24 protein-coding genes and 1 tRNA gene are annotated in these 25,601 nt (G+C 38.5%); 13 read left to right on the forward strand and 12 right to left on the reverse strand.

Annotated elements, in window-relative coordinates; translation table 11 throughout:
- The first annotated feature begins 13 nt into the window (after positions 1-13).
- Both GQR38_RS05785 and GQR38_RS05790 read left to right on the forward strand, forming a co-directional pair.
- Positions 14-871 (forward strand): MBL fold metallo-hydrolase, encoded by an 858-nt coding sequence (locus GQR38_RS05785; protein WP_165722068.1) that lies wholly within the window; start codon positions 14-16, stop codon positions 869-871.
- Between the two features lie 181 nt (positions 872-1,052).
- Positions 1,053-1,286 carry a hypothetical protein gene (locus GQR38_RS05790; RefSeq protein ID WP_121955078.1) on the forward strand — a complete coding sequence of 78 codons (234 nt, stop codon included), beginning with the start codon at positions 1,053-1,055 and terminating at the stop codon, positions 1,284-1,286.
- Between the two features lie 541 nt (positions 1,287-1,827).
- Here GQR38_RS05790 and GQR38_RS05795 read toward each other — a convergent pair.
- Positions 1,828-3,660: a tetratricopeptide repeat-containing diguanylate cyclase gene (locus GQR38_RS05795; protein WP_165722069.1), complete on the reverse strand. Its 1,833-nt coding sequence runs from the start codon at positions 3,658-3,660 to the stop codon at positions 1,828-1,830.
- 144 nt (positions 3,661-3,804) lie between these two features.
- Positions 3,805-4,722, reverse strand: a complete 918-nt coding sequence (locus GQR38_RS05800) for a LysR family transcriptional regulator (RefSeq protein WP_206006074.1) — start codon at positions 4,720-4,722, stop codon at positions 3,805-3,807.
- Positions 4,723-4,802: 80 nt separating this feature from the next.
- On the opposite strand from GQR38_RS05800, the gene GQR38_RS05805 reads away from it, so the two are divergent.
- From GQR38_RS05805 to GQR38_RS05820, 4 genes are all read left to right on the forward strand, one after another.
- Complete coding sequence (locus tag GQR38_RS05805; RefSeq protein ID WP_165722070.1) at positions 4,803-5,942, forward strand: alkene reductase; 1,140 nt, start codon at positions 4,803-4,805, stop codon at positions 5,940-5,942.
- A 396-nt stretch (positions 5,943-6,338) separates the two neighbouring features.
- Complete coding sequence (locus tag GQR38_RS05810; RefSeq protein ID WP_165722071.1) at positions 6,339-6,596, forward strand: hypothetical protein; 258 nt, start codon at positions 6,339-6,341, stop codon at positions 6,594-6,596.
- 379 nt (positions 6,597-6,975) lie between these two features.
- Positions 6,976-7,740 carry a DUF6515 family protein gene (locus GQR38_RS05815; RefSeq protein ID WP_165722072.1) on the forward strand — a complete coding sequence of 255 codons (765 nt, stop codon included), beginning with the start codon at positions 6,976-6,978 and terminating at the stop codon, positions 7,738-7,740.
- Between the two features lie 171 nt (positions 7,741-7,911).
- Positions 7,912-8,412 (forward strand): RDD family protein, encoded by a 501-nt coding sequence (locus GQR38_RS05820; protein WP_007587274.1) that lies wholly within the window; start codon positions 7,912-7,914, stop codon positions 8,410-8,412.
- Between the two features lie 100 nt (positions 8,413-8,512).
- Here the strand turns inward: GQR38_RS05820 and lptG are convergent, their stop codons facing one another.
- Both lptG and lptF read right to left on the reverse strand, forming a co-directional pair.
- Positions 8,513-9,580 (reverse strand): LPS export ABC transporter permease LptG, encoded by a 1,068-nt coding sequence (gene lptG / locus GQR38_RS05825; RefSeq protein WP_007587278.1) that lies wholly within the window; start codon positions 9,578-9,580, stop codon positions 8,513-8,515.
- Positions 9,577-10,689 carry an LPS export ABC transporter permease LptF gene (gene lptF / locus GQR38_RS05830; RefSeq protein WP_007587281.1) on the reverse strand — a complete coding sequence of 371 codons (1,113 nt, stop codon included), beginning with the start codon at positions 10,687-10,689 and terminating at the stop codon, positions 9,577-9,579. Before lptF ends, lptG begins: the two co-directional genes overlap by 4 nt.
- Positions 10,690-10,998: 309 nt before the next feature.
- Here lptF and pepA point away from each other — a divergent pair, with 309 nt between their 5' ends.
- From pepA to GQR38_RS05845, 3 genes are all read left to right on the forward strand, one after another.
- Positions 10,999-12,510 (forward strand): leucyl aminopeptidase, encoded by a 1,512-nt coding sequence (gene pepA / locus GQR38_RS05835; RefSeq protein ID WP_007587283.1) that lies wholly within the window; start codon positions 10,999-11,001, stop codon positions 12,508-12,510.
- A 150-nt stretch (positions 12,511-12,660) separates the two neighbouring features.
- On the forward strand, positions 12,661-13,107 hold the full coding sequence (locus GQR38_RS05840) for a DNA polymerase III subunit chi (RefSeq protein ID WP_007587285.1): 447 nt from the start codon (positions 12,661-12,663) through the stop codon (positions 13,105-13,107).
- 53 nt (positions 13,108-13,160) lie between these two features.
- Positions 13,161-16,016: a valine--tRNA ligase gene (locus tag GQR38_RS05845; protein WP_165722073.1), complete on the forward strand. Its 2,856-nt coding sequence runs from the start codon at positions 13,161-13,163 to the stop codon at positions 16,014-16,016.
- A gap of 113 nt (positions 16,017-16,129) precedes the next feature.
- Here GQR38_RS05845 and GQR38_RS05850 read toward each other — a convergent pair whose 3' ends face one another.
- Positions 16,130-17,392: an outer membrane protein transport protein gene (locus tag GQR38_RS05850; protein ID WP_121954265.1), complete on the reverse strand. Its 1,263-nt coding sequence runs from the start codon at positions 17,390-17,392 to the stop codon at positions 16,130-16,132.
- Between the two features lie 283 nt (positions 17,393-17,675).
- On the opposite strand from GQR38_RS05850, the gene GQR38_RS20480 reads away from it, so the two are divergent.
- Positions 17,676-17,999 (forward strand): hypothetical protein, encoded by a 324-nt coding sequence (locus GQR38_RS20480; RefSeq protein ID WP_024592106.1) that lies wholly within the window; start codon positions 17,676-17,678, stop codon positions 17,997-17,999.
- Here GQR38_RS20480 and GQR38_RS05860 read toward each other — a convergent pair.
- Positions 17,959-19,173 (reverse strand): HD domain-containing phosphohydrolase, encoded by a 1,215-nt coding sequence (locus tag GQR38_RS05860; RefSeq protein ID WP_165722074.1) that lies wholly within the window; start codon positions 19,171-19,173, stop codon positions 17,959-17,961. The two genes, GQR38_RS20480 and GQR38_RS05860, sit on opposite strands and share 41 nt — an antisense overlap.
- Before the next feature lie 353 nt (positions 19,174-19,526).
- Between GQR38_RS05860 and GQR38_RS05865 the strand changes: the two genes are divergently transcribed.
- Positions 19,527-21,290, forward strand: coding sequence for a GNAT family N-acyltransferase (locus GQR38_RS05865; RefSeq protein ID WP_165722075.1), 1,764 nt, complete (start codon positions 19,527-19,529; stop codon positions 21,288-21,290).
- A gap of 108 nt (positions 21,291-21,398) precedes the next feature.
- Here GQR38_RS05865 and GQR38_RS05870 read toward each other — a convergent pair whose 3' ends face one another.
- From GQR38_RS05870 to GQR38_RS05880, 3 genes are all read right to left on the reverse strand, one after another.
- A complete protein-coding gene (locus GQR38_RS05870; RefSeq protein ID WP_024607937.1) occupies positions 21,399-22,103 on the reverse strand; it encodes an NRDE family protein in 705 nt (234 codons plus the stop codon).
- A gap of 1 nt (position 22,104) precedes the next feature.
- The gene (locus GQR38_RS05875; protein WP_165722076.1) at positions 22,105-22,638 is read right to left on the reverse strand and encodes a hypothetical protein; all 534 of its coding nucleotides are present in this window, start codon (positions 22,636-22,638) and stop codon (positions 22,105-22,107) included.
- Between the two features lie 214 nt (positions 22,639-22,852).
- Positions 22,853-22,927: transfer RNA gene (locus GQR38_RS05880), tRNA-Arg, on the reverse strand.
- Between the two features lie 246 nt (positions 22,928-23,173).
- Here GQR38_RS05880 and GQR38_RS05885 point away from each other — a divergent pair.
- Entirely contained in the window at positions 23,174-23,356 is a 183-nt protein-coding gene (locus GQR38_RS05885) for a hypothetical protein (RefSeq protein ID WP_007587299.1), read from the forward strand.
- On the opposite strand, the gene GQR38_RS05890 is transcribed toward GQR38_RS05885, so the two are convergent.
- The 3 genes from GQR38_RS05890 to GQR38_RS05900 form a co-directional block, all read right to left on the reverse strand.
- Entirely contained in the window at positions 23,353-24,165 is an 813-nt protein-coding gene (locus GQR38_RS05890) for a phosphotransferase (RefSeq protein ID WP_165722077.1), read from the reverse strand. The genes GQR38_RS05885 and GQR38_RS05890 overlap by 4 nt on opposite strands.
- A 3-nt stretch (positions 24,166-24,168) precedes the next feature.
- Positions 24,169-24,786, reverse strand: coding sequence for a nicotinamide riboside transporter PnuC (pnuC, locus tag GQR38_RS05895; protein WP_007587303.1), 618 nt, complete (start codon positions 24,784-24,786; stop codon positions 24,169-24,171).
- Between the two features lie 201 nt (positions 24,787-24,987).
- Positions 24,988-25,239, reverse strand: a complete 252-nt coding sequence (locus GQR38_RS05900; RefSeq protein WP_007587304.1) for a hypothetical protein — start codon at positions 25,237-25,239, stop codon at positions 24,988-24,990.
- Positions 25,240-25,346: 107 nt separating this feature from the next.
- Here GQR38_RS05900 and GQR38_RS05905 point away from each other — a divergent pair, with 107 nt between their 5' ends.
- On the forward strand, positions 25,347-25,586 hold the full coding sequence (locus GQR38_RS05905) for a DUF2960 domain-containing protein (RefSeq protein WP_024600730.1): 240 nt from the start codon (positions 25,347-25,349) through the stop codon (positions 25,584-25,586).
- The last annotated feature ends 15 nt before the right edge of the window (positions 25,587-25,601 follow it).

Raw genomic sequence — 25,601 nt, forward strand, 5'->3', positions numbered from 1 at the left:
AAAGGAATGGTGTATGCCCCGCTTGCTACAAAAACTATTAACTACAGCCCTATTATTTATAGGCTTTGCCACACAAGCCTATGAAATTGAAGACTTAGGCGATGGCCTCCACCGCTTTATAGATGACAGACATCGCTCAGTATTTTTAATCACTCCTGAGGGTGCAGTTGTTACCGACCCGCTTAATAAAAAAGCAGCCACCTGGTTAAACAATCAAATTAAAACTCGCTTTAACGTACCGGTAAAATACGTAATTTATAGCCATAATCACAGCGATCATATTTACGGCGCTGAGGTATTTAAAAGCCCGCACACCACTTTTGTAGCGCATAAACTCGCTGCGCAAGATATTAAAAATACACAAATGAAAACGGTAATACCCAGCCTTACTTTTGATGACGAGCTACTACTTACCCTTGGTGAGTCAACAGTAAAGCTTAACTACCATGGTCCAAACGATGGTCGTGGTTCGGTTAGTATATTATTCGAAAAGCAAAAAACGTTATTTGTAGTTGATTGGATTGTTATTGGCAGAATGCCGTGGCAAAAACTCTGGAGTTACGATATTCAGGGCATGATTAACTCAACCCAAGCGGTACTCAAATACGACTTTAATACTTTTGTAGGTGGACATGCCGATATTGGCAGCAAGGCTGATGTAGCGCGTTACTTAAGTTATATAGAGCTTTTATATAGCCAAGTAACAGCAGGCATTTTAGCAGGCAATACGCTTGACGAAATTAAACAAAATGTAAAGTTAGACCAATTTAGTGACTTTAAACAGTTTGGTGCATGGTTACCACTTAACATAGAAGGCGTGTACGAGCGTTTAATGGAAGAGTCTGGTATGGGTTGGCGCAGCGATTTATAGGTTTTTTAGGCCTTACTTTTTTGTGCAAATCTAATATTCAAATACAAAGGCATTAGCTTTAAATGCGCTATTGCCTTAGTGAACATTAGCAACATTTACACTCCACTTACGTTTATTGACAGCACTATACAAAAAAAGATTTATCTTAAAGCTTATACAAAGCCAAAGAGGATAAATACCTATGAACTTATCTTTAAAAATTATTAGCGTAGCAGCAATAGCATTTACCATGAGTGGCTGCACTGTATATCAACATAGTCCCAGTGCGCATAAACCACATAAAAAAGCAGTTAAAGTAGTTACGCCTGTTTTAGTAACTGAGCACAACTCTCCAAGCATTGTGATCGTAAAAGCCAAGCCCACAAAACAAGCCTGCACTAAACATGATGATCATTGGCATTGCAGGGCTCGCTAACAGATACTTTGCTAAGTAAATCACTAAGTTTTTATATTCTCAGCGTTAAATTAAATATTTTTGAATGTAAAAAAACCGCGCTAAAGCTTTTTTAAAAGTGCCTTAGCGCGGTTTTTATATTTCAAATCTAAGTATTAAAAAAGCTCGTTAACTAAAATCGACCAGCACTTCATGATGCCCTAGCATGTCGCTTACTTGATATACTCATCGTGCCATTTTATTATTTTTTTGCTTAACTCCAGCCCTAAACCGCAGCCAATATTGGCAGGCCTGTTTGTGTTATGAGTCGCGTGTTGCATATCAGCTTGTGCGCTGTATTTACTTATAGAGATCTCGCTGTGCAATATGCCATTATCTTGATAGCTTGGCTGGCTGCTACATGCAGCAAGTGTGCAAGTAAAAAACCGGTTGAGTGCTTTTTAAAATAAACCATTTAATTATGCCTAATTCGTACCATTACATTAAGTGAATTAGCTTGCTATATTTTTCAATAATAAATAAAAATTACTAGCCGTTTAATAACTCAATAATTATTGAGTTATTAAACCATTACTTTATTACGGCCTGCATTTTTAGCTGCGTATAATTTTTCATCAGCTCGTCGAGATGCATCTTTTGGGGCTTCGCCCGCTTTAACTTCTACTACACCAATACTTACTGTTGATTTTATATGGAGTGAGGTATGAGTAACATTCTCAATATTTTCGCGTATACGCTGGGCAACTTCATGCGCAAAACTAAGTGCTGTATTAGGTAAAACAACTAAAAATTCTTCTCCGCCGACCCTACCTGCGCAATCTGTTTGACGAATGTTTTTTTCTATAAATTTAACAGTAGAGATAATAACTTCATCGCCAATATCATGTCCGTATGTATCGTTTACTTGTTTAAAGTGGTCTATATCAATAACAATTAATGAACACGCGCTTCCTAAAAACTCGCTTTTTTTAATCGCGTTGTATTTAAATGCAAATATTGCTCTACGATTAGCGATGTCTGTTAATTCGTCTTTTAATGCAAGTGTTTTGAATCGCTGTTTATGCTGAGTTTGTTTATAAGTTATGTAAGCTAAAATCAATATTAACCCAATAGAAAATAGCAACGATGCGATTTGCCAAAATGCTTTTTCATTAGCTAAATTTAATAACTGCTCTTTTACCTCTGACGATTCTTTTAGCCTTGTTATTTCTCGTTTTTGCTGTTCCCAATCAAATGCTAAACGTTGAGAAAGTAATGTATTATCTGCAATTTCTTGCACTTTTTTATCTGCGATTTTTAATAACTCTCTTTGAGCTAAGGCTTCTTGCTGATAATTACTTTTTTGCACTGCTAATTCACGCTTAAATTCTAAAAAACGAGTTAAAGAGTCAACTGACCATACTTGAGAACTATTTTGTTCAAAATCTAAATAAAGAAGTTCTGCTTCATCTAGGCGGCCCTTTTTAATTAACCACTCAGCTGTTGTTATTGATTGAATAAATTTAATCCACTCACTATTTAGCGTTAAATCCCTAGCTTGATTTAAGTATTGTTTAGCCTCTTGCAGCTCATTTAATTGAATATTTATTTGTGCGATTTTAAAGAGTAGGTAAGCACTCCCTTCATCGTCTTCATACTTAATAACGGCTGGGAGTATACTGTTGTACAGCATTACCGCTTTTTGGTAATTACCTTGGGCTTCATAAGCTTGGGCTAGGATATCTGTGGCTATGTACCACTCTTGCTCATTGTAATTTGTCAGCTCATTAATCGCTCTTTGTAATTGTTCTTCAGCCAGCAAAAAATTGTGAAGATCGGCATGAATAAGCCCTATCTCTTTAAGTATGAGCGCTTTGTCGTAAGAAAAGCCGCCTTGTTCAAAGGAATTATAAGCTTGCTGAAATGCTAAAAAAGCTTGCTGATACGAGCCTTGCGAACGAAAAATCCTTCCTAAAATTAAGTTAGCTGTCGCATGTTGGTAATAAAGTTCTGGATTTTTAGAGGTGTCACTAATAACATTTTTGGTCATTGAAGTGGCCGCACTTACTTTTCCTTGTTGGTATAAATTAAATGCCTGGCATGTTTGTAAATCGAGTTTTAATTTAGGGGTGTCAGCTTTTTTGATTGCTTGATTAGCATCTGACAGTAAATCATTTAATGCTATATGATTCTTGTCATTTTGGGGGTCATAAAACCAACACTTTACAGTTTTAACTCGAGCAGTATCGAGCACAGAAGGATAAGGTAGGTTGCGCTCTAACTTATCCATAAGCCCACGACTTTGATTACTCGTTAAATGACCACTTAGTATTTTTTCAACATCTTCTTTTACTGCGTTAGCCAAAGTGCCGAAACAAAGTAGACAGCAAAAAACACCAAAAAATAACTTAAACATTTAGCTTTATAATTCCTTTACCGCACTTAAAACACAATTGAAGGACACTGCAATTAGCTGACGACAATCTTTAATAACCATCGTTAATTATGGTAACAGTATTTGCTTTAATACTTACATTAATACTTGCATTAAAGTTTACTGTTATAGGTTTTGTAGCTGCTCTATCAACCATTTATGGATTGGGCTGTTATTGGTACGCGGATGCCATGCGGCTATTACTTTAAATGTAGGAGGCAGAGCTTCTATTTTTAGCTGTTTAACTTTGCTATTTGGTAATAATCTTGATGGGTAAAACGCTAGCATATCGGTTGTATGTAAAATGTCGGGCACTGCTGAAAAGCTCGGTACCGACATTACAATATTACGTTTTAGCCCTTGGCTTTCAAACCACTGATCGTGCGATCCGCGCAAATTAGCGCGCGATGGCGACACCACTAGCTGTGAATGCTTTGCAAATTGCGCCAAACTCAAAGGTTCAGTGTAAGTAGTGTTACCTATACCGGTAATACACAAATGCTGTTCTTCAAACAAAGTGATATAAGAAAGGTTGTCGGGTATAAATTCTGGAAAGCTTATCAGCAAATCAAGCTCGCCTGCCGTTATAAGTTGATTAACGTTGTCAGACGCAAAGTCGCGCACAATCAGCTTTAAACCTGGCGCTTCGCGGCGGGTAATATTAAATAATTGCGGCAATAAGGCCTGCGTGGCGTAGTCGGTTGCGCTTATGGTAAACACACCTTTATAAGTTTGCGGACTAAACAGCTCGGGCTCTAGTAACGATTCTAATTGCTTTAAAATATGATTAACAGGCGCCTTGAGTCCTTGCGCTTTAGGAGTAGCAACCATGTTATTACCTTGGCGAATAAACAAGCGATCGTCAAATAAGTCTCGTAGCTTTCGTAGTTGCTCACTAATAGCTTGTTGCGTTAACCCCATTTTTTTGGCTACTTGCGAAAGATTTTGCAGTTCTAATAAGCTACTGAGTACTCTTAACTGTTTTATATCGAGCCGAGTAATACCATTCATAATTGTATGCTGCACAAAAAAGTGTTGTTTCAAATTGTATCTTTAAATCTCTATGCTGCCAATGTTGCTTAACCACTATTTAAGTCTTTGTTTGCTTTATAAGAGAATTTAAAATGAAATCAGAATTAGTTAATACCGCCCCTTTATTCTCATCAATTGAGCTTGGCCCTTTTACACTTAAAAACCGTATTGTGATGCCACCTCTTACTCGCTCTCGCAGCACTCAGCCTGGCAATATTCCTAATGAATTAATGGCTGAGTATTATGCGCAGCGAGCATCGGCTGGTTTTATGGTTACCGAAGGCACGCAAATAGAGCCTCGTGGTCAAGGCTACGCTTGGACCCCAGGTATTCACTCGCAAGCACAAATTGAAGGCTGGAAAAAAGTAACACATGCAGTACACGCTAAAGGCGGCGTTATTTTTGCTCAGCTTTGGCATGTAGGGCGCGTATCACACACCACGCTACAACCAAATTCAGGTAAACCGGTTGGTCCTTCAGATATTATTGCTGACAATGTAAAAGTATTTATTGAAACCGCACCTACTGAGGGCGCGTTAGCTGACCCAAGTGCCCCCCGTGCACTAAGTACTACTGAGGTTGGCGAGCTGGTAAACATGTATGCGCAAGCTGCACGTAATGCTCTAGAAGCAGGCTTTGATGGCGTAGAGCTTCATTGTGCTAACGGGTATTTAGTTAATCAGTTTATTTCTGAACATACTAATAACCGTGACGATCAATACGGTGGAACGCTTAGTAATCGCCTGCGCTTTTTAAAAGAGATAGTTGAAGCGGTAAGTGACGTTGTAGGCTCTGATCGTTTAGGTGTTCGCTTTGCTCCTTTATTTGAAAGCACAGATGAAACACGAGTGTATCTAGGACTTGTAGAATCAAACCCTCATCATACTTATGTACAAGCCGTTAAAGTGCTTGAGCAAGCTGGCATTGCTTACTTATCAATAGCGGAAGCTGATTGGGAAAAGGCTCCTGATTTACCACAAGAATTTTATAAAGCAGTGCGAGCTGAATTTTCAGGTCGCATCATTTATGCTGGTAAATACACAGTAGAAAAAGCGGTACGTATTTTAGGTGAAGGTTACGGTGACTTATTTGCATTTGGTCGCCCATTTATAGCTAACCCTGATTTACCAGAGCGTATAGCGAATAATTGGACCTTTAACGAAGCCGATGCAGCCACTATGTATGGCGGTACTGAAGTAGGCTATAGCGATTATCCTTTTTATCAAAAGTAGCCAACCTAAACTCTAAACGATATATGGGATAAGGATTGGTATTGGTATAGAACCGATACGGTTTTATACCAGGTAGCTTAATTAAGCTACCTGTTTTGAGGTAAGAAAACGGTGTTGATAACACTGCTGAATTTGTTATTAGTTGTTCTCGACAATTGCTCTTTCATTGCCCTACCTTCTGCATTTATGCAGCCATATATCAGTCATTTTTTAATAGAGTGAGCGTTAGATTGAATCTCTCAAATTGATTAAGTATTACTGCGGATTGGTATTAGCGTCAAGAATAGTAAAGATAAGTAAAAGGGTGTAAAGCCTCCCTACAATTGCCCTGCATGCAGTTGGCATTCAGTTTCAAACGTCAATACTAGCCATGTTAACCACAAACGAGGCAATATTATGAAACTTACATTTATACTACCTGCACTATTAGTTATGAGCACTTTATCTAGTTCTGCATTTGCAGCACCACATGATAGATATACAAAGCAAGAATATAAAAAGGTTCAGCTAAAACGAGAACTGAAAAAAATTAACCAAACTAAGGTAATCAAGTATGTTCCAATTAAAGTTGTTAAAATAAACGTTAATAACACAGCATTTGTTAAAGTTAATACCATAACGTATCACCCAAACCTTAAATTTATTAAAAGATAGATGCGTACTTTAAAATATAAAGTCATGTTTGCGGCAATAAACAACGTGCCGCAAACTTAGCTTTTTACACCATTTAAACTCTATTATTGGTATTTTCCCATCTAAAAATGCACGGAAATAACGTTTTCTAAGCACAACAAAAAAGTCCAAATATATAATTTAATAGCAGTATTATTAAAATATCTCTCGTAATAACCCCCCTTAAAAAGAACAGAATTACCCTTAAAAATCGTCAAAAACTAGATATTATGTCAAGAACCGTCAGTAAAATGTAAAAAGCTGTAAGCATAGCTCCGTTTGCTGTTGTATGTCAGTTAACATTCAGTTTGAACCGCTAGTATTGAACCCAGTTATGTAAAAACATAAACGAGGCAATACTATGAAACTTACTTTTTTACTACCTGCACTGCTCGCCATTGGCGCAGTATCAGGCTCTGCGCTTGGAGCACAAAACGAGCGAGAGAATGATAAAAGCTTTAAACGTGACCACGACAAACGTGTTGAATATAAACGCGATGAACGCCGCCATGAAAAAAAGCAGCGTATTGAGCATAAAAAAGAAAAACGAGAAGACCGTAAGCAAGAAAAACGTAAACTTGCTAAGTACAAGCAGGAAAAGCGTGAACAATACCGCTACAACCAGCGCAAATATAACTACTTAACAAGCCATAATAATTCAGTCGCTTACAGACAAAATCGATTTATAAACCATTTACCACGCAATAGCGCATCGATTAGATTTAATGGTATTTCGTTTACGTTTAACGACGGCCTTTACTACCGTAAAGCTAAAAGAGGCTACCATGTAGTTACGCCACCTAGAGGCCTGCGTATAAATACGCTACCAAGAAATTACAGGCATTTTAAGCATCACAATACCACCTACTACACATATCAAAACGTGTATTACGTCGCAAATAATGACGGTTATACAGTGGTTGATGAGCCACCAACCCGTCTTAATCAGGCAATAAAAGTGGGGAATGTGAATGATTATAGCTTGGGCCAAACTTACGATTCATTGCCTCAGGCAGCACAGGCCGTAATAATTAACTCGCAGCAGTATTTTAAATACGGCGATATTTATTTTTTACCGCAAATAAGTGGTGACGACATAAAATACCTTGCTATCAAGCTAGGTTAAATCCGCTATAAATTAAAAGGCCTTGCTACCAATAGCAGGGTCTTTTTCATTTCCCCTGTAGGTAATAACTTAAAGCAATAAAATCAATTCCCTCTCTAAACATTAACATGTCTTAGTATTTGTAAGCTTTTTTGCTAAACTAGCTCGCATATTAATAGTGAGAGTGTATTTATGTCGGGTGAGTTTCCACGTGCTGGTTTTTGGCGCCGTTTTGCGTCGTTAGTTTACGATACGTTAGCCATTATTGCGTTTGCGATGTTAACTGTAGTGCTGTATTTATTTGCAGTACAAGGGCTTATTTCTCTCGATGTAATTAGTTTAAATGGCGCAGAGGATGTATCTGCCTTTATTCAAAATTCAAATCTTCTTTCGGGTATTCGTACCGCTCTTTTAATTATTGTTACCTTAGTATTTTTTGGCTACTTTTGGACTAAAAGCGGGCAAACCATTGGCATGCGTGCATGGCGTTTAAAAGTACAAACTCTCGAGGGTAATTTAATTAGCTGGCCGCAATCAATTATCCGCAGCGTTAGCGCTTTACTCGGTTTAGGTAATTTGGTGGTGTTAGTAGATTTTAAAAACAAAAAAGCACTGCAAGATTACATCTCTAAAACAGAAGTTATTGCGCTTACTAAAGAAGAAAACAGACGTATTTATAGTGAGCTTGATTAATACCAGCTTTCAAATCGTGAGTTAAGCGGTAGTTAAACAGTAGTTAAAAAGCAAAAAGGGTGACCAGTGGTCACCCTTTTTAATGCTTTGAATAGGTACTCTATACCCGTTTATTCATCAAATATGTCGCAAAGCCTATAAATATAATACTGGGCAATACCGCACCTATAATGGCTGGTATTTGGTAAACCATAACTACAGGGCCAAATATTTCATTAGTTAAGTGAAACACAATCCCCGTTACAACACCCATAATAATACGTGCGCCCATAGTAACTGTACGCAGCGGGCCAAATATAAACGAGAGCGCCACCAGCAGCATTACCGCAACAGATACTGGCTGCATCAACTTACGCCATAGAGCAAGCTCGTAGGTACTTGTGTCTTGTTCGTTTTGCTCTAAGTAACTTAAATACGACCAAAGCCCAGTAAATGAAAGTGACTCCGGTTTTACCGAAACAACCCCTAACTTTTCAGCTGTGAGTTGCGAAGGATAAAACTCTTCTGGTAATTGCTCTGTTGTGGTTTTTTCGCTAGTAATAATAACCTTATTTACGTCACGAAGTAGCCAGCCTTCTTTTCGGCTCAGTGCATCTCTTGCTTTAGTAATTTGGGTAAGCTCTAACGATTTATCAAAGTGGTACATGTGTACCCCGTTGAGCCTGCCGTTTTCATCAACATCTTCAATATTAATAAAATTATTGCCGTCTTTAGCCCATACACCTTTTTGTGTATTAAACACATCGCCGCCATGTATTGCTTGGTTTCGCATTTCTTTAGCGTGTAATTGCGCTTCAGGTGCACCCCATTCGCCAAGAGCCATCATGCATACAGCCATAAATATGGCTGTTTTCATCACAGAGCCAATTATTTGTAAGCGCGACATACCCGCGGCTTGCATCACTACCAGCTCACTGTTTGAGGCAAGTGCCCCTAAACCCGTTAAGCCACCAATTAGCGCAGCCATCGGAAAAAACACCACTAAATCGCCAGGTATTGTGTAAAGCGTGTAAAGCATTGCAGTCATTAAATCGTAACTGCCGCGCCCTACCGACTTCAACTGGTCGATAAATTTAATTAAGGTGCTAATACCAACAAGTACCAACAATGCAAAGCCAGTAGTTTGTAAAATACTGCGGCCTAAATACCAATCAAGCGTTTTCATCATGAGCCTAACTCCCGCTTAGTCACTACGGCTTTAAGCCAAGCGCCCAGTGGTCGCCCTTTTATAATTAATAACCCACCTATAAACAAGGCACTTAGATGAATCCACCACAAGCCGATTGAAGGCGGGATTTTGCCATCTTCAACTGCAAATTTAGCGGCATTTAGTAAAATAAAGTAGCCTAAGTACAAGCTAATAGCAGGCACTAGTTTCGCAAATTTACCTTGGCGAGGATTAACCACACTTAGTGGTACTGCCAGTAAGGTAAGTAGTGGGATTGATAACGGAATAGCGAGTCGCCATTGCCATTGAGCAATAGATTCAGGAGTATTTATAGCCAATAATTGGTTAGTTGGCACAGCCTCTAATTTACGGCGTTGATGCTCTATTTCTTGTTCTCGTATTTGTACGCTGTAACCATCAAATTCTGTTAAATTAAGTGCAGGCGTTGTGCCGTCTGTTTCATAACGTTTACCGTCTGTTAGTACTAGCTGTTGCTCACCATTTACGGCTTCAACCACAACACCTTGCTGTGCATATACTAAGCGCGCTAGATTGCCTTTTTCGCTATCAGGTAACTGTGCAACAAATACCTTATTGAGCTCTTTGCCGCCTTTTTCAATATTATGAATAAACACCACGGCTTTTTCGTTACCGGTTTCTTGGAACCGCCCAGCTCTGAGTGCAGATAACCCCGCATCGGCTTTGGCTTGTTCTTTCAATTGATACTCTTGCTCGCTTGCCCACGGCGCTATATACATAGTCAATGCAGCGGCTAATATGGCAAGCCCAACGCTTGATATAAGCGTTACGCGCACAACATACCATTCACTTACGCCACAGGCTTTAAGTACGGTCATTTCGCTATCGGCGTAAATACGGCTGTAAGCCAAAATAATGCCTAAAAATATACTCAGCGGAAGTATTAGCGAGGCCAGTTGTGGAAGCTTTAGTGCAATCATCGATAGCACTAATTTAGCAGGAATACTGCCCTCAGAGGCATCACCTAAAATACCAACTAACTTTTGTGACAAAAAAATTGTCATTAAAGTTAAAAATACGGCGACCTGCGATTTTAAAACCTCAGCGGTCAAATAACGGAAAATTAGCAATGCTCGCCCCTGTTAAACATGGAATTTCACTACGATAGTGAGAATTGAATAGTTAAATAGCTATTTTACCCAATTAATACCGGCAAATAGGCTATTATTATAAGCCATCAAATTTAATTATCCTACCTAAGTGCACGATATAATGTTGCATTAGTAGCCCTTAAGCATATAAAGTTCAATTACACAGTAAGAGTCTAACAAAATCAGCTAAAATTAAAATTATCCGCACATAAGTTACGTAGATAAGACTAGAAAATACTTTTTTAGCCCCAACTTACTAACTTAAATGACTCAAAATCAGGAGTGACAATGGAATTTAACGTAAAAAGTGGTAGCCCAGAAAAACAGCGCAGCGCATGTATTGTGGTTGGCGTTTACGAGCCACGTAGGTTATCCCCCATTGGTGAACAACTCGATAAAATTAGTGATGGCTATATCTCTAATTTACTTCGCCGTGGCGACTTAGAAGGTAAGCCAGGCCAAGTTTTATTATTGCATCATGTACCCAATGTATTAAGCGAGCGCATATTGCTTGTTGGTTGTGGTAAAGAGCGCGAGCTTGATGATAAGCAATATAAACAAATTATTTCTAAAACTATTAATACCTTAAACGAAACAGGCTCTATGGAAGCAGTCTGCTTTTTAACAGAACAACACGTTAAAGGTCGCGACACTTACTGGAAAGTTCGTCAAGCAGTAGAAACAACGCAAGATTGCTTATATACGTTTAACCAATTAAAAAGTAAAAAAGTAGACCCTCGTCGTCCACTTCGTAAAATGGTGTTTAACGTACCAACACGACGCGAACTAACGATTGGCGAAAGTGCCATTGAGCATGGTTTAGCCATTGCTGCAGGTAGTAAGCTGTGTAAAGACGTGGCTAATATGCCACCAAATATTTGTAACCCAGTGTACTTAGGCGAGCAAGCACAAGAGTTGGCAACTAATTTTGACAACATCACTGTTGATATTATTGGCGAAAAGCAAATGGCAGAACTAGGCATGAATTCTTACCTAGCTGTTGGCCGAGGTAGTGATAACGAATCAATTATGTCGATTATTAACTACAAAGGCGCCGCTGACGACCAAGCCCCTATTGTACTTGTTGGTAAAGGCTTAACGTTTGACTCAGGCGGTATTTCATTAAAACCAGGCGAAGGCATGGACGAAATGAAATACGACATGGGCGGCGCTGCAGGTGTTATTGGCGCAATGCGTGCACTTGCACAAATGCAATTGCCAATTAACGTTATTGGTGTTTTAGCTGGCTGTGAAAACATGCCTGGCTCAAACGCGTATCGCCCGGGTGATATTTTAACAACAATGTCGGGGCAAACAGTTGAAGTGTTAAACACCGACGCTGAAGGTCGTTTAGTATTGTGCGACGCACTAACGTACGTTGAACGTTTTAACCCGGATACGGTTATTGACGTAGCAACACTTACTGGCGCTTGTATTGTAGCCCTTGGCGCGCATGCGACTGGTTTACTATCAAACCATAACCCACTTGCACACGATTTATTAAAAGCGTCTGAGCAAAGTGGCGACCGTGCATGGCAGTTACCGTTATGGGATGACTATCAGGATCAACTAGAGAGCCCATTTGCTGACTTTACAAACTTAGGTGGACGCTCTGCGGGTACTATTACTGCGGCATGTTTCTTGTCTAAATTTACTAAAAAGTATCATTGGGCGCATTTAGATGTTGCCGGTACAGCGTGGCGCAGTGGCGCTAAAAAAGGCGCAACGGGTCGTCCTGTACCAATGCTTACTCAGTATTTATTAAATAGAGCTGGCGTAAGTGAAGCTGCTCAAGATTAAACACACTGTTTAGCTACTTATAAGGCGCCGTTTGGCGCCTTATTTATTTGTGTATTAATTGAAGCAAACCCCGTTATATGGCAAAATCTGCCTCTTAATTTATGTATATCAATTTGGTATGCATTCAATGTCATGGGAAACCCCGATACAATGAACATGAACGCTAAATTTTTCGTTCTAAAGCAACAAGATGAGTCTAAAGCGAAGGCTGACGATCATTTTGCTTTGGCTGCTCAAATTGCGGCCGATCAGTATCGAAATGGGCAGCGTGTGTTTATTTGTGTTAACGATAACGAAGCAGCCTGTGCCATTGATGAAATAATTTGGGCATTCGATCCAGATAGTTTTGTGCCACATAATTTACAAGGTGAAGGCCCTAAAGGCGGCGCACCTGTAGAAATTGGTATTACGCCACCTGTTGGCAATCGTAAAGTTTTAATTAACTTGGCTACTCAGTTACCGGATTACATTCGTCGGTTTAACCAAGTTTTTGATTTTGTACCCGTAGAAGCAGCGGCTAAACAAGCAGCCCGCGAGCGTTTTAAAAAGCTACGCCAACTCGGTGCCAATCTCACCACGCAAGATATTAATAGCTAGCCAATCAGGCAAACTAACCAACTAATTTAAGTACTTATTTAAGGTTCTGTGTAATGGATAAAACCTACAATCCGCAAGATATTGAACAGTCTCTATATCAAGACTGGGAACAAAAAGGCTACTTTAAGCCATCTGGCAAAGGCGTACCATATTCAATTATGATCCCGCCGCCAAATGTCACTGGTAGCTTACACATGGGCCACGCCTTCCAAGATACAATAATGGATACCCTAACGCGTTTTAAACGTATGCAAGGTAACAACACATTATGGCAAGTAGGTACTGACCACGCAGGTATTGCAACGCAAATGTTAGTTGAGCGTAAACTGCATGCCGAAGAAGGCAAAACACGCCACGATTTAGGCCGCGAAGATTTTATTAATAAAATCTGGGAATGGAAAAAAGAATCGGGCGGCACTATTACCAAGCAACTTCGTCGCCTTGGCGCATCGGTTGATTGGGATCGTGAACGCTTTACCATGGACGATGGCCTATCTGAAGCCGTTAAAGAAGTGTTTGTACGCCTTCACAAAGAAAACCTAATTTACCGAGGCAAACGCCTAGTAAACTGGGATCCAAAATTACACACGGCTATTTCTGATCTTGAAGTTGAAAACAAAGACAAAAAAGGCCACATGTGGAACTTACGTTACCCACTAGCTGATGGCGTTACAACACAAGACGGAAAAGACTACATTGTAGTAGCAACAACGCGTCCAGAAACTATGCTTGGCGACTCAGGTGTTGCAGTAAATCCAGATGACGAACGCTACATAGATTTAATCGGTAAAGATATTTTATTACCCATCGTTAATCGTCGTATTAAAATTGTTGCTGACGAACATGCCGATAAAGATAAAGGCACGGGCTGTGTAAAAATAACCCCAGCGCACGACTTTAACGATAACGAAGTGGGTAAACGTCATCAAATGCCGATGATCAACATTTTCGATAAAGACGCCGCTATTTTAACCCAAGGTGAAACATACACCTTTGACGGTAAAGAAATTGAGTTTGATGCGCCAATTCCTGAGCGCCTACATGGACTTGATCGCTTTGCTGCGCGTAAAGCGATTGTGGCAGAATTTGAAGAACTAGGCCTACTTGAAAAAATTGAAGACCATGGTTTAACGGTTCCTTACGGCGATCGCTCTGGTGTTGTAATTGAGCCACTACTTACCGACCAATGGTATGTACGTGTTGCACCACTTGCTGAGCCTGCAAAAGACGCTGTTAAAAACGGCGATATTCAATTTGTACCTAAGCAATACGAAAACATGTACTTCTCGTGGATGAACGACGTACAAGATTGGTGTATTTCACGCCAGCTTTGGTGGGGTCACCGTATCCCAGCTTGGTACGACAATGAAGGTAACGTATTTGTTGGTCGCGACGAAGCTGAAGTACGCCGTGAAAACAACATTGCAGATAGTGTAACGCTAAGCCAAGACGAAGACGTACTTGATACGTGGTTCTCATCAGCGCTTTGGACTTTCTCTACACAAGGTTGGCCAGAAAATACCGATGATTTAAAAACCTTCCACCCGTCTGACGTGTTGGTAACTGGTTTTGATATTATTTTCTTCTGGGTTGCGCGCATGATTATGATGACGCTGCACTTTGTAAAAGACGAAAATGGCAAACCACAAGTCCCGTTTAAAACTGTGTATGTAACTGGCTTAATACGTGACGACAATGGCGATAAAATGTCTAAGTCAAAAGGTAACGTACTTGACCCACTAGACATGATTGACGGCATTGAACTTGAAGACCTAGTACAAAAACGTACTGGTAACATGATGCAGCCAAAACTTGCCGCTAAAATCGAAAAAGATACGCGTAAAGTATTTGCAGGCGGTATTGAAGCACACGGCACCGACGCCCTTCGCTTTACCCTTGCTGCAATGGCATCTACCGGTCGTGATATTAACTGGGACATGAACCGCCTTGAAGGTTACCGTAACTTCTGTAACAAATTATGGAACGCGAGCCGTTACGTATTAATGAATACAGAAGAGCAAGACTGTGGTTTTGCAAACGGTGCTCAAACGGAGCTTTCATTAGCTGACCGCTGGATTTTAGGTCAATATGAAGCAACCGTTAAAACCTACACAGAGCATTTAGATAACTACCGTTTTGACTTAGCTGCTAACACACTTTACGAATTCACTTGGAACCAGTTTTGTGATTGGTACTTAGAGCTAACTAAGCCGGTATTATTTAAAGGTAATGAAGCGCAGCAACGTGGTACACGTAATACACTTATTACCGTACTTGAAAGCTTACTGCGTTTAATGCACCCAATGATGCCATACATCACTGAAACTATTTGGCAGCGTGTTGCACCACTTGCAGGCCTTGAAACAGCAAACACCAGCATTATGGTTCAGCCGTTCCCTGTATATAATGAAGCAAGCGTTGATGCTAAAGCAATGGACGACTTAGAGTGGGTTAAACAATTCATTTTAGCTATTCGTAATATTCGTGGTGAAATGGATATTAGTCCAAGTAAACCACTTAGCGTATTACTTGCTAATGCATCGAGCGACGACGTGCGACGCATTGAAGAAAACAAATCATTTTTAGCATCACTTGCAAAAATTGAAGAGTTTACAATGCTTGAAAACAAAGACGATGCACCAGCATGTGCCACGTCTTATGTTGGCAACCTTGAGATCATGATCCCAATGGCGGGCTTAATTGATGTGGAAGCCGAGCTTTCGCGTATTAATAAGCAACTCGAAAAAGCAGAAAAAGGCCTAGCACAAGTGCAAAACAAACTTGCTAACGAAAAGTTTGTAAACAACGCACCTGAAGCGGTACTTGCTAAAGAAAATGCAAAACTGGCTGAGTTTAGCGATGCTAAAACTAAGCTACTTGAGCAAAAAACTAAAATAGAAAGCTTATAATTTTAGTTATTATGCCTATTAACACTATTTAATAGGCATTAAAAAAGCCGCTCACTTTAATTAAAGTGAGCGGCTTTTTTGTGCCCTGTGATTAACCACAAGACACTTCTACATTAAAACTTGTAGTTGTACTGAGCGCCAAGTAATACCGCGTGGCCTTTAGATTCGAAGCCCCACTGGCTGCCCGAGTCATCAGCTTCTGTGAACGTTTGTGTTTTACCACGGATGATACTTACACCAAGATCAACGTTAGAGTTTTGATCAATTGTGTAGTTACCGCCAAACGAGAACCAAAAGCGATCTGTATCTGGAATAGAGATAGAAAGGTGTGTTTGCGATACTGGAGACTCATCAAATGCAACACCGGCACGAAGTAGTAAATCTTCGTTGTATTGGTAATCAGCACCTACAGAGTATCTGAAAGAGTCATCAAACTGCTCTTGCTTTTCAAACGCAACAAACTTATCACCTGTTGGTAACGTTACTTGTGCTTCTAGTGATTCAAAGCTGCTCCAACCTGTCCATAATACACTGTAATGTAAGCCTAACTTGTCATCTAGCTGATGTGAGCCAGAAAACTCAGCAATAGCTGGTAGTGTTAGATCAACTGCACCTGGAAGCTTAGCACCACCAGTACCGCCTACTGGTAACTCGTTTGAGAAGTCACCATCAAATGTGATGTCTGTTTCGCTGCGATAGTTAAAACCAAAACGGCTGTTATCATCTAGCTGGTACATTAAACCAACGTTTAAACCAAAACCAGTATCATCACCTTGAAGGTTTACAGCATCAGCACCAAAATCAATACCGCTTGCATTAGCACCCACTTTACGAATAACAGTTGCATCAGCATAAATAGCGTTTAAACCAATACCAAAGCTGAATTGCTCAGTTACTTTATAAGCAACGCTTGCATTAAGGTTAACAGTAAAGATTTCTGTTTCGCCAGCAATTTGGCCAGCAACGTATTCGTCGTTAAACTCTGTAGATAAACCAAAGTTAGAAAATGCACCAAAACCAATCGATACTTTATCGTTGTAAGGCATAGTAAAGTAAATAGCAGGTACTACAGCACTTGGTGCAATGCTGTCGTCATCTAATGCACTTGGGTCAATACCGTTATTAGTACTTTCGCCTTCAATACTTACATCTGGAATTACACCAATAGCAGCAACACTTAGTTGCTTTTCTTTAAATAAAGTCATTAGTGCAGGGTTACGTGCAACTACAGACGCGTCGTCTGCGATAGAAGCTTCACCAGCGTATGCACGGCCTAAACCCGATGCATTTTGCTCTGATAATTGAAACGCAGCTGCAAAGCTATCAGCTGAAACAAATGCAAGCGAAGCTGCAATAAGAGTTTTAGAAAATTTCATTGTTGAGTCCTTAACCAAACTGACTGTCTGGGTACTATGTGTGTTGTTATTAGGATTTAAAACGTGATTACACTACCTTAATTTTTTGTAAAAAACTCTATGAATACGTCAAAAGACAGTAAAAAACATGTTTTTTAACGACATTTTAACAACTATTTAAAACTCATCGGATGAGAAGTGTGCTATTAGAGCAAACACTCTAAATGTAATTAATTATCATTTAGATTGACTTGAAATTAGTAGCAACTTACACTCATTATAAAATCGCAATGGAAGTAAAACTGTGATCATTTTATTTATTATTACAGGGCTAATATTTTGTGGGGCGAGTGTGTTTTGCTTTTACAAAGCAAACTACTGCGCCTGTACTCAAGCAGGACAATGTGATAACCCCGTAAACCATTATTGGCTAGGGGCAATGTTAAATGCGTTGATTTCTTTAGCGCTGTGTTGTTTTGCATTGCACGTAGAGCTAGGCACTTTGTTATGGTTAACACTGATGGGAAATTGCTTTTTGGGTGCGTTTATTTCTGCAAAACAAACTAAAAAAAGGCAATGCAGTAAAACTAGTTCAACAAATGCTCTTTTAGCAGGCGAGACAAATTAATCTGATAATCTAAGGGCTTAACACTTGATAGTATTTTAAGCTCTTGGGTGTGCTCACTTAAATCAATGTCTTTTGGTGTAACATGATGATTGTGCTTAGCATTATAAAATAGCTTAATTTTAGGTTTAATAGGATTTAATACGTTCCCTTCAAGCACTAAGGCTAAACGTTCATTCGTTAATTTTACAATAGTTCCTACCGGATGAACCCCTAAACACTTTATAAACCGCTGTACTAACTCACCATCAAACAATTGCTTATTGGCTAATAAGTAGCGTAATGCGTTGATTGGTTCATCACCATCTTGATGCATTCTATCGGCAGTCATTGCATCGTACACATCTACAATTGCCATTATACGCGCTGGACGACTTAACTTCTCTGCCTGTAGGCCTCGCGGATAACCAGAGCCATCTAAGCGCTCATGATGATTTACTATCATATCAAGCATAAGGGGTGTTATACCCTTCTCGCCTTTAACTAAACCCAAACCTTGCGCTACATGCTTTTTAATCGCTAAGAGCTCATTATTAGTAACCTTAGTTGGCTTTGAAAATATACCCTGCGGTAATTTAGCTTGGCCTAAATCATGAAGTAACGCGCCCATGGCAAGCTCTTGCACAACAGTCATTTTGTACCCTAAGTATTTAGCAAATACAGCGGTAAAAATGGCGCAGTTGATCATATGCCGCCAGTTATAGCTGTGTTTATCTTTTATACGAGTAAGAATAGTCATGGCGTTGGCGTTACGAAAAACTGAGCTGACTATTTCGCTGGCTATTTCATCAAGCACTTTTATATTAACACTCAGGCCAGATGTTAAGTCACCGTATAACGACTGTAGCTTTCGGCCATGCTGATCGTAATTGACACTCGCTTTAGCAAATTCTTGTTCAATTGAGATTGCTATAGGTGTTTTTTCGGCTTTTTGCTGGCTATTAGATGTTTTAGGTTTGCTTTGAGGCTTATATTTGGCAGGAACTGGGGCATCACCTTTAGCAAAATCTATAAGCAGCTCAAGCACCCCCTCAGAGACTAAACGCTTAATAATAGATCTATCGCGTACTAAGCCACTGGTCTTAATTTTTATGCTATTGATCCCTTCATGTTGCTTAGTAACGCTATCAACATACATACCAGGAGTAAGCTCAGACACGGGCAAAGTAATTAGCATAAAGGCGGGATTTTTCTATTAAGGAATATGTACCTTAAATAGCATTAATTAAGCCTAAAAGTCTAGTTTTTGAGTTGTAAGTAGTTATATATGACTAAAAGTTATTATTTACAGCCCTATTTGAGCTGCATTGTAATTCTGATTATTTTACTTTTTAATAATTAAACACTTTCATCTCAACTACACTAAATTGCTTATCACTAAAAAGCAGGTGATTTAGCTATAAAATTTATCTAATCATTATAAAAAAGCGAACTTTATTAACCTTTCTTGAACATAATATTGTTTTGCCTCGGTCTCAATATACACAGCACTTAATAACAACTGCTTTAAATTCTTAAGAGTACTAATATATGACAAAACTAAACCACCCCGTATCAAACCTAAGTGTGGCTGCAATAAACACAGCCTCGCCTTTGGGTCATATATTAAAAGTAGCCGCTCCACTGCTCGATAGCTTATTAGGTATAAATAAACTGCGTGATATATACCTCTCTAATAATTTATCGGGTTTAGATAAGCAGGAGTTTAGTGAAAAGCTTTTAAATGTATTGGGTATTAATGTACTTGGCGCACAAAGTGTTATTAACAAAATACCTAAGCAAGGCCCTTGCATAGTAGTATGTAACCATCCTTATGGCATGATTGAGGGCGTAATAATTGCCAAATTACTCACCCATTATCGTAGCGATACTAAAGTAATGGCTAACGTGGGTTTAAAAATATTTACAGAAATTAAAGATTATTTTATTTTTGCCAATCCGCTAAAACCAAAAGCAGCCATTAATACCAGTGCAATTAAACAGTGTTTTAAACATGTAAATAACGATGGTTTACTTGTGGTTTTTCCTGCTGGCAGGGTTTCGTTTTTTCAATCAAAAAAACAACGTGTAACCGACGGTCAATGGAATCGCTTAGCGGCTCAACTAGCCTTAAAAACACAAGCCCCTTTATTACCTGTGTTTATTAGTGGTCAAAATAGCCCTATGTTTTACAATTTGGGACGTATTTACTACCGATTTAGATTATTAATGCTAATACGTGAATTACTTAAAATTCAAAAAAGGTCCATTAATTTAGGTGCTGGTAATTTACTTACACCCAAGTTATTAAATAAATTTGAGAAAACTGACGACATTAACGATATTGCGCGCCTGCTTTGCTATTTAAACGATGAACGCTTTGTAACACCTTGGCAAGACGATGCCCAATCAATGCAACTAAAAGCGATTATGCAGGATATCGATAAAACAAAAATGACGAGTGAACTTGCTAGCTTACCAAGCGAGCAGCACTTATTAGACTTTAAAAGTTACTCCGTTTATTACGGTTATCAAGATCAAATACCTAATTGTGTTGCTGAAATAACACGCCTTAGAGAAATAACCTTTCGTACATTAAACGAAGGAAGCGGCGAGCCATGTGACACCGATAAGTTTGACGCAAGCTACATGCATTTATTTATTTTTGATCATAAAAATGAAGAGATCATTGGAGCTTATCGAATTGGACAAACTGATTTATTACAAAAAAATAGCGACGTGAGCGCCCTTTATTTATCGCAAATGTTTAATTTTGAACCCTCTTTTATTAATCAACAACAGCCGTGCTTGGAAATGGGTCGCTCGTTTATAGTTCAAAAACATCAAGGCAGTTACCATGGCTTATTACTGCTATTTAAAGGGATCGGTGCGTTTATGGCGCAAAACCCACGTTATAGGACTTTATATGGCACGGTTTCATTAAGTAAGCTTTACGACCCTCGTTCTGTCGCAATTATTGACCATGCTATGGTTAATAATAAACAAGGTGTTAGCGCCAATACGCCTTTTAATAATAAAATTCATCCAGAGTTTGAAGACTTTATTAGTGATCACACGTTAAACATAGATCATGTATCAACATTGGTTATGGGAATAGAAGAAGATAAAAAAGACATACCGATTTTATTAAAGCAATATCATAAGCTAGGCGCTCAATTTCATTGTATGGGAATTGACAGTAACTTTAATCACACCCCAGGATTACTTTTAAGTGTGCACCTACCAAGTGCGCCTGAAAAGCTACTTAAGCTCTACCTTGGTGATAAAAAAGATGATTATATAAATCACTCATAATTTTCATCTGCTGTATTAATACAGCAGATGAAAATAGAGCAACAAAAAAGTCGACGCAATTAATTGCGTCGACTTTTTTAGTTATGTAACAGCTATAAAAATATTTAGTTAAGCTGCAGCCACTTTTAAACAACTAATGCTGCTAATGAGCTGAGACTGCTTATCAAAATAATTAAAGCGTATAGTGTTACCAACTTTAATATGGCTAATACTGACTGTCATTGCATCTTCTCTTTGCATATTTACACCATATTGGCCTTGCTCGGCTTTGCTGTAATGAAATGCTAAAAACTGCTCACTTGCAGGATATCTTAAGTCAATAAGTTGCTTAAATTGCTGTTTACGCTTTTGTGTAACTGTTTCTAGCTCAACGCCAGATGACGTTGCAAGCGATTCAACTTGGCAATCGATTAATTGTTTTGTGTCCCACCGAACAAAAACGATGTGACTATTATTTAGGGATAATTTATCCGGAAAAATACACAATTTAAAAGGCGCATAACCCGATAAATCCATATTTTGTAATTGAGACAATGCAGGGGTTTTGTTGCTCAGTAAATGTGGGATTAAAAGACCTCTACTGTGCTTTACGGCAGTTATATCAAATACACTTTGATAATCGTTTAATAAAGCTAATGTTTGCCCCCAATGCGATACACCAAGCCAAGTACCTCCCCCTTGCGGATCGATAGGGTAAATTGCGTTACCTGTGTGCTTACTCGGGGCGATTGCCATTTCTCGCGTTTTTTGCTCATCACGATTAAAAAACAACTCGTAGCCATCATCAGTTAAGAAGTAACTTAAAGTGCACATATTAACTTTGCAGTGATTTTAATTGGCTTTGTTGGCTTTTTTCTCTCAAAAAAGTGGCTGTACTTGGTGCTAACCCAAAGCTCTGGTCGAATGATGCTTTTTGTGCAAAGGTAATTTGTGAAATCATCGCATAGTGATGTACTGCATGGCTTCCTACAAATATAAGCTCTCGTGCTAATGAGGTTGTTACAGTTTGTACATTTTTACTTTTAATTGATACTTCGCTTGAAAGTAACAGCGGTTTATTAAAATCATCTGTACTTAGCTGTTCAATCCACGATGCTATCTCGGCAATTTTTTTTATCGCTTCGCAGGGGTTACTTTCAATATTACTGCCGCGTAGGCGACTATCATAATCAATATTATTTATACCAAAGCCCGTCATTAAAGATTGGTAATGATCGATAATGTGGCGCATATGTGACCCAGCTGAACTAATGAAATTAGGAGCAACGATTTGCGAATAATCCTCTTTAGTTACACTTTCAAGATAAGCATGTCCTTGAGCGAGTATTTCTAACTGACTATTTAACATTGAATCGGTTTTCCTCATTTATAATTTCGTCGTATATGCATACATAACGTTAGATAACATTTTGAATAATGCAATTTTGCATTGTATAAATAACTAGAAAGCTGTTCTTACAATAAAATTTCAAAATTTATGCAGTAATACATTTTTAAATACAAAAGTAATTAATGAAAAGCTAGATAATATAGAGGGGAATATTAGTAGATGTAAAAGCAAATGGCGCTCTCGGTAGGGATCGAACCTACAACTCAGCCTCCGGAGGGCCACGTGATATCCATTTCACCACGAGAGCACATTTGTTGCCTCCACACCAACTCGCGATATCAGTGCTTTAGCATCAGCAATGATAAAGAGATCTTTAAATAAATACCAGTAACATCAGCTTATATGCTTATTAATTAAACTCTTTTAAATAAAACACTTCACAATGGCTTAAAAACACGCTATTTATTCTTATTGAATAAGAAACAGTAACGGTTTAGCAACATTGAAACTATGATTGTCGCTGTGCGGATTAATTTAATACGAGGAAATAATGATGAGTTTAATGTCTACTGAGCAAGTTGCTGAGTTTTTAGGTGTAAAAGTAGAGCGTGTAAAACGTCTTTCTAGAGAGAGTTTATTAATTGCTAAATCAGAAGATGAAAATGGCGAACCACAATTTGATACAGCCGAAGTAACTAAATACAAAGAGCTAGCCGAGCGCTTTGGTGGCCTTTAACATCTATAAAAAGTATTATTAACGAGTTTAGTTAGCTGCGCGCGTAACATTACAGATTTATTAGTTATGCCGCGCTCTTCGTACCAGCCAATACATAACACTAAAAAAAACAGCTTATAGTAATTCAGCTTATCTATTGAAAGATCAAACGTTTTTGTTTTATCGATGCTATTTTTATAGTTATTTAACAATGCACTTTCACTGCTCTCATTAAAATTAAAGCTCACTGCAAGGGCTGCCAAATCAAAATACACATCATTAGTTTGTGCATATTCAAAGTCAATTAAATACATGCCTGAAGCATTTACAATAATGTTGTCTTTTACTAAGTCGTTATGACAAAAGCCTGCATTAAATGACATAGCTGCAACGGCTTTGAGTGCCTTCTCTATTTGAGGTTTATATTGCGTATATACATCGGTGCTTTGATAAAAATGAAGCTCTTTAGCTATATCCATTGGCGCGGTAGACACTTTGTAATTGTGCACTTGAGCAAGTTTATTAATAAAGCTAAGCGTTATATCCGATTGCGCGCTCTTGCCTTCAATATAATTAAACACCGCACGACCGTTTTCTTTATCAAGCCAAATAGGCGCAGGACATATATTAAAGTTACTTAAAAAGCGCTGCGCTTCAAGGCCGTCACTTGGCCAATGGCTTTTATAACACTTTAACAAATACCCTTGTTGCTCGGTACGTATTAAAAAATTATCATTACTAAAGCCATTAAGTAATCGCTCGCTTGAAACAATGCTTGTAGGCTCTATAAACGCACTACACATTTTTACTAACTGAGTATGTGCAATCATTGATTAAAGCTGTGCTAGAGGCTTAGCTTGGCTTTGTTCGTACTCTTCGTACCAAGTTTTAAAGCCCCACGCTGCCATAATCGTATAAAATATAAAGAGTGCTAGCGTTGGGTAATAGCCTTTTTCATAATATAAATACATAGAAGCGGCATCTATTACAATCCAGTACAGCCAGTTTTCGAGGACTTTTTTAGCCACTAAGTAAGTAGTTACTACGGCAAAACACGTTGTAAAACTATCAAGATAAGCAAAATCGGCATGAGTATAGTTTTGCATAACGTAACCAATAACTATTGCAGCTACGGTTGTTAAACTAATTAAAACAGCATGACGGTTTATCGACCACGATGTAATATTTAAATTTGCAGCTTTGCCTTTACGCCATACAACCCAGCCAAATACAGCCATATACATATAATAAAAATTAAGTAACGACTCCATAAGTAATGCGCCATTCCAGTACATTATTGTATAAATGAGCGTGCTAAAAAATGCCGCTGGCCAACACCATAAGCTTTCTTTTATTGCTAATAATAAATAAGCCATCGACAACCCTACCGCAATATATTCCCAATGCGACATTGCTGTAAAACCACTTAAGGTTTGTGTTAAAAAGTCCATATTATGCAGTTACCGTTTAGTTGTGCCGATTGTTATACCAATCTGCTTATATACGGGGTCTATTTAACGTTAAGAAAATTACGCTAGAACTAGGCAAAAATTTTTGTATCTAGTTGTTCTAAATAAAAAATTTTTAACGACGTTATAGTGCAATTTAATTCGTTAAATTGATCAAAGATTTATGCAGGTTGGTATTATAGGTTATTCAGGCGATAAATCGCCAGAGAGAAACTTACATACAAAAATAGCTTTACCAAATTCTTCATATGAACGTTTAATTTCGGTATTTAACACCTGCATTACTAAATCGTAATCACCAAAAATTTGCGTTGATAACGTGTTAGTAATCACTTTTAAATCATCGTATTCGTTTAATCTGTCAATAAAGCCCTGAATAAACGGGATATAATCTTGGTGAAGTGGGTATTTACTGATCTCTACTGATAATTTCATTTTTGACTCTTTATTTTAATTACCGATTACAACAAGTCATTCAATGCTAGAGCCGTTATTAAATACAGTGTAAAATCGCTGCAACACTCAATTGAAATGAGCTTAATATGGCACGTAGAATAACCTACAAATATAAAAACGAACCGCGCGAGATTAATTTCGCTAAAGATAAATACCACGACATGTATCAAGCAATTGCTGCCGCCGAAGGTATTGATCTAACTAATTACTTAAGCATGGTACAGCAAATAGAAATGACCTCAAAAGGGTCTGCTTCTGTTCGTAACTTTCGCGACCAAGAATTTGCCCGTATGGGCTTTAGCGACATTTACTTTATAAAAGAGTAATTATACCCAATTGGT

The sequence above is a fragment of the Pseudoalteromonas sp. c7(2019) genome, from assembly GCF_011378625.1.
Lineage (GTDB): Bacteria > Pseudomonadota > Gammaproteobacteria > Enterobacterales > Alteromonadaceae > Pseudoalteromonas > Pseudoalteromonas arctica.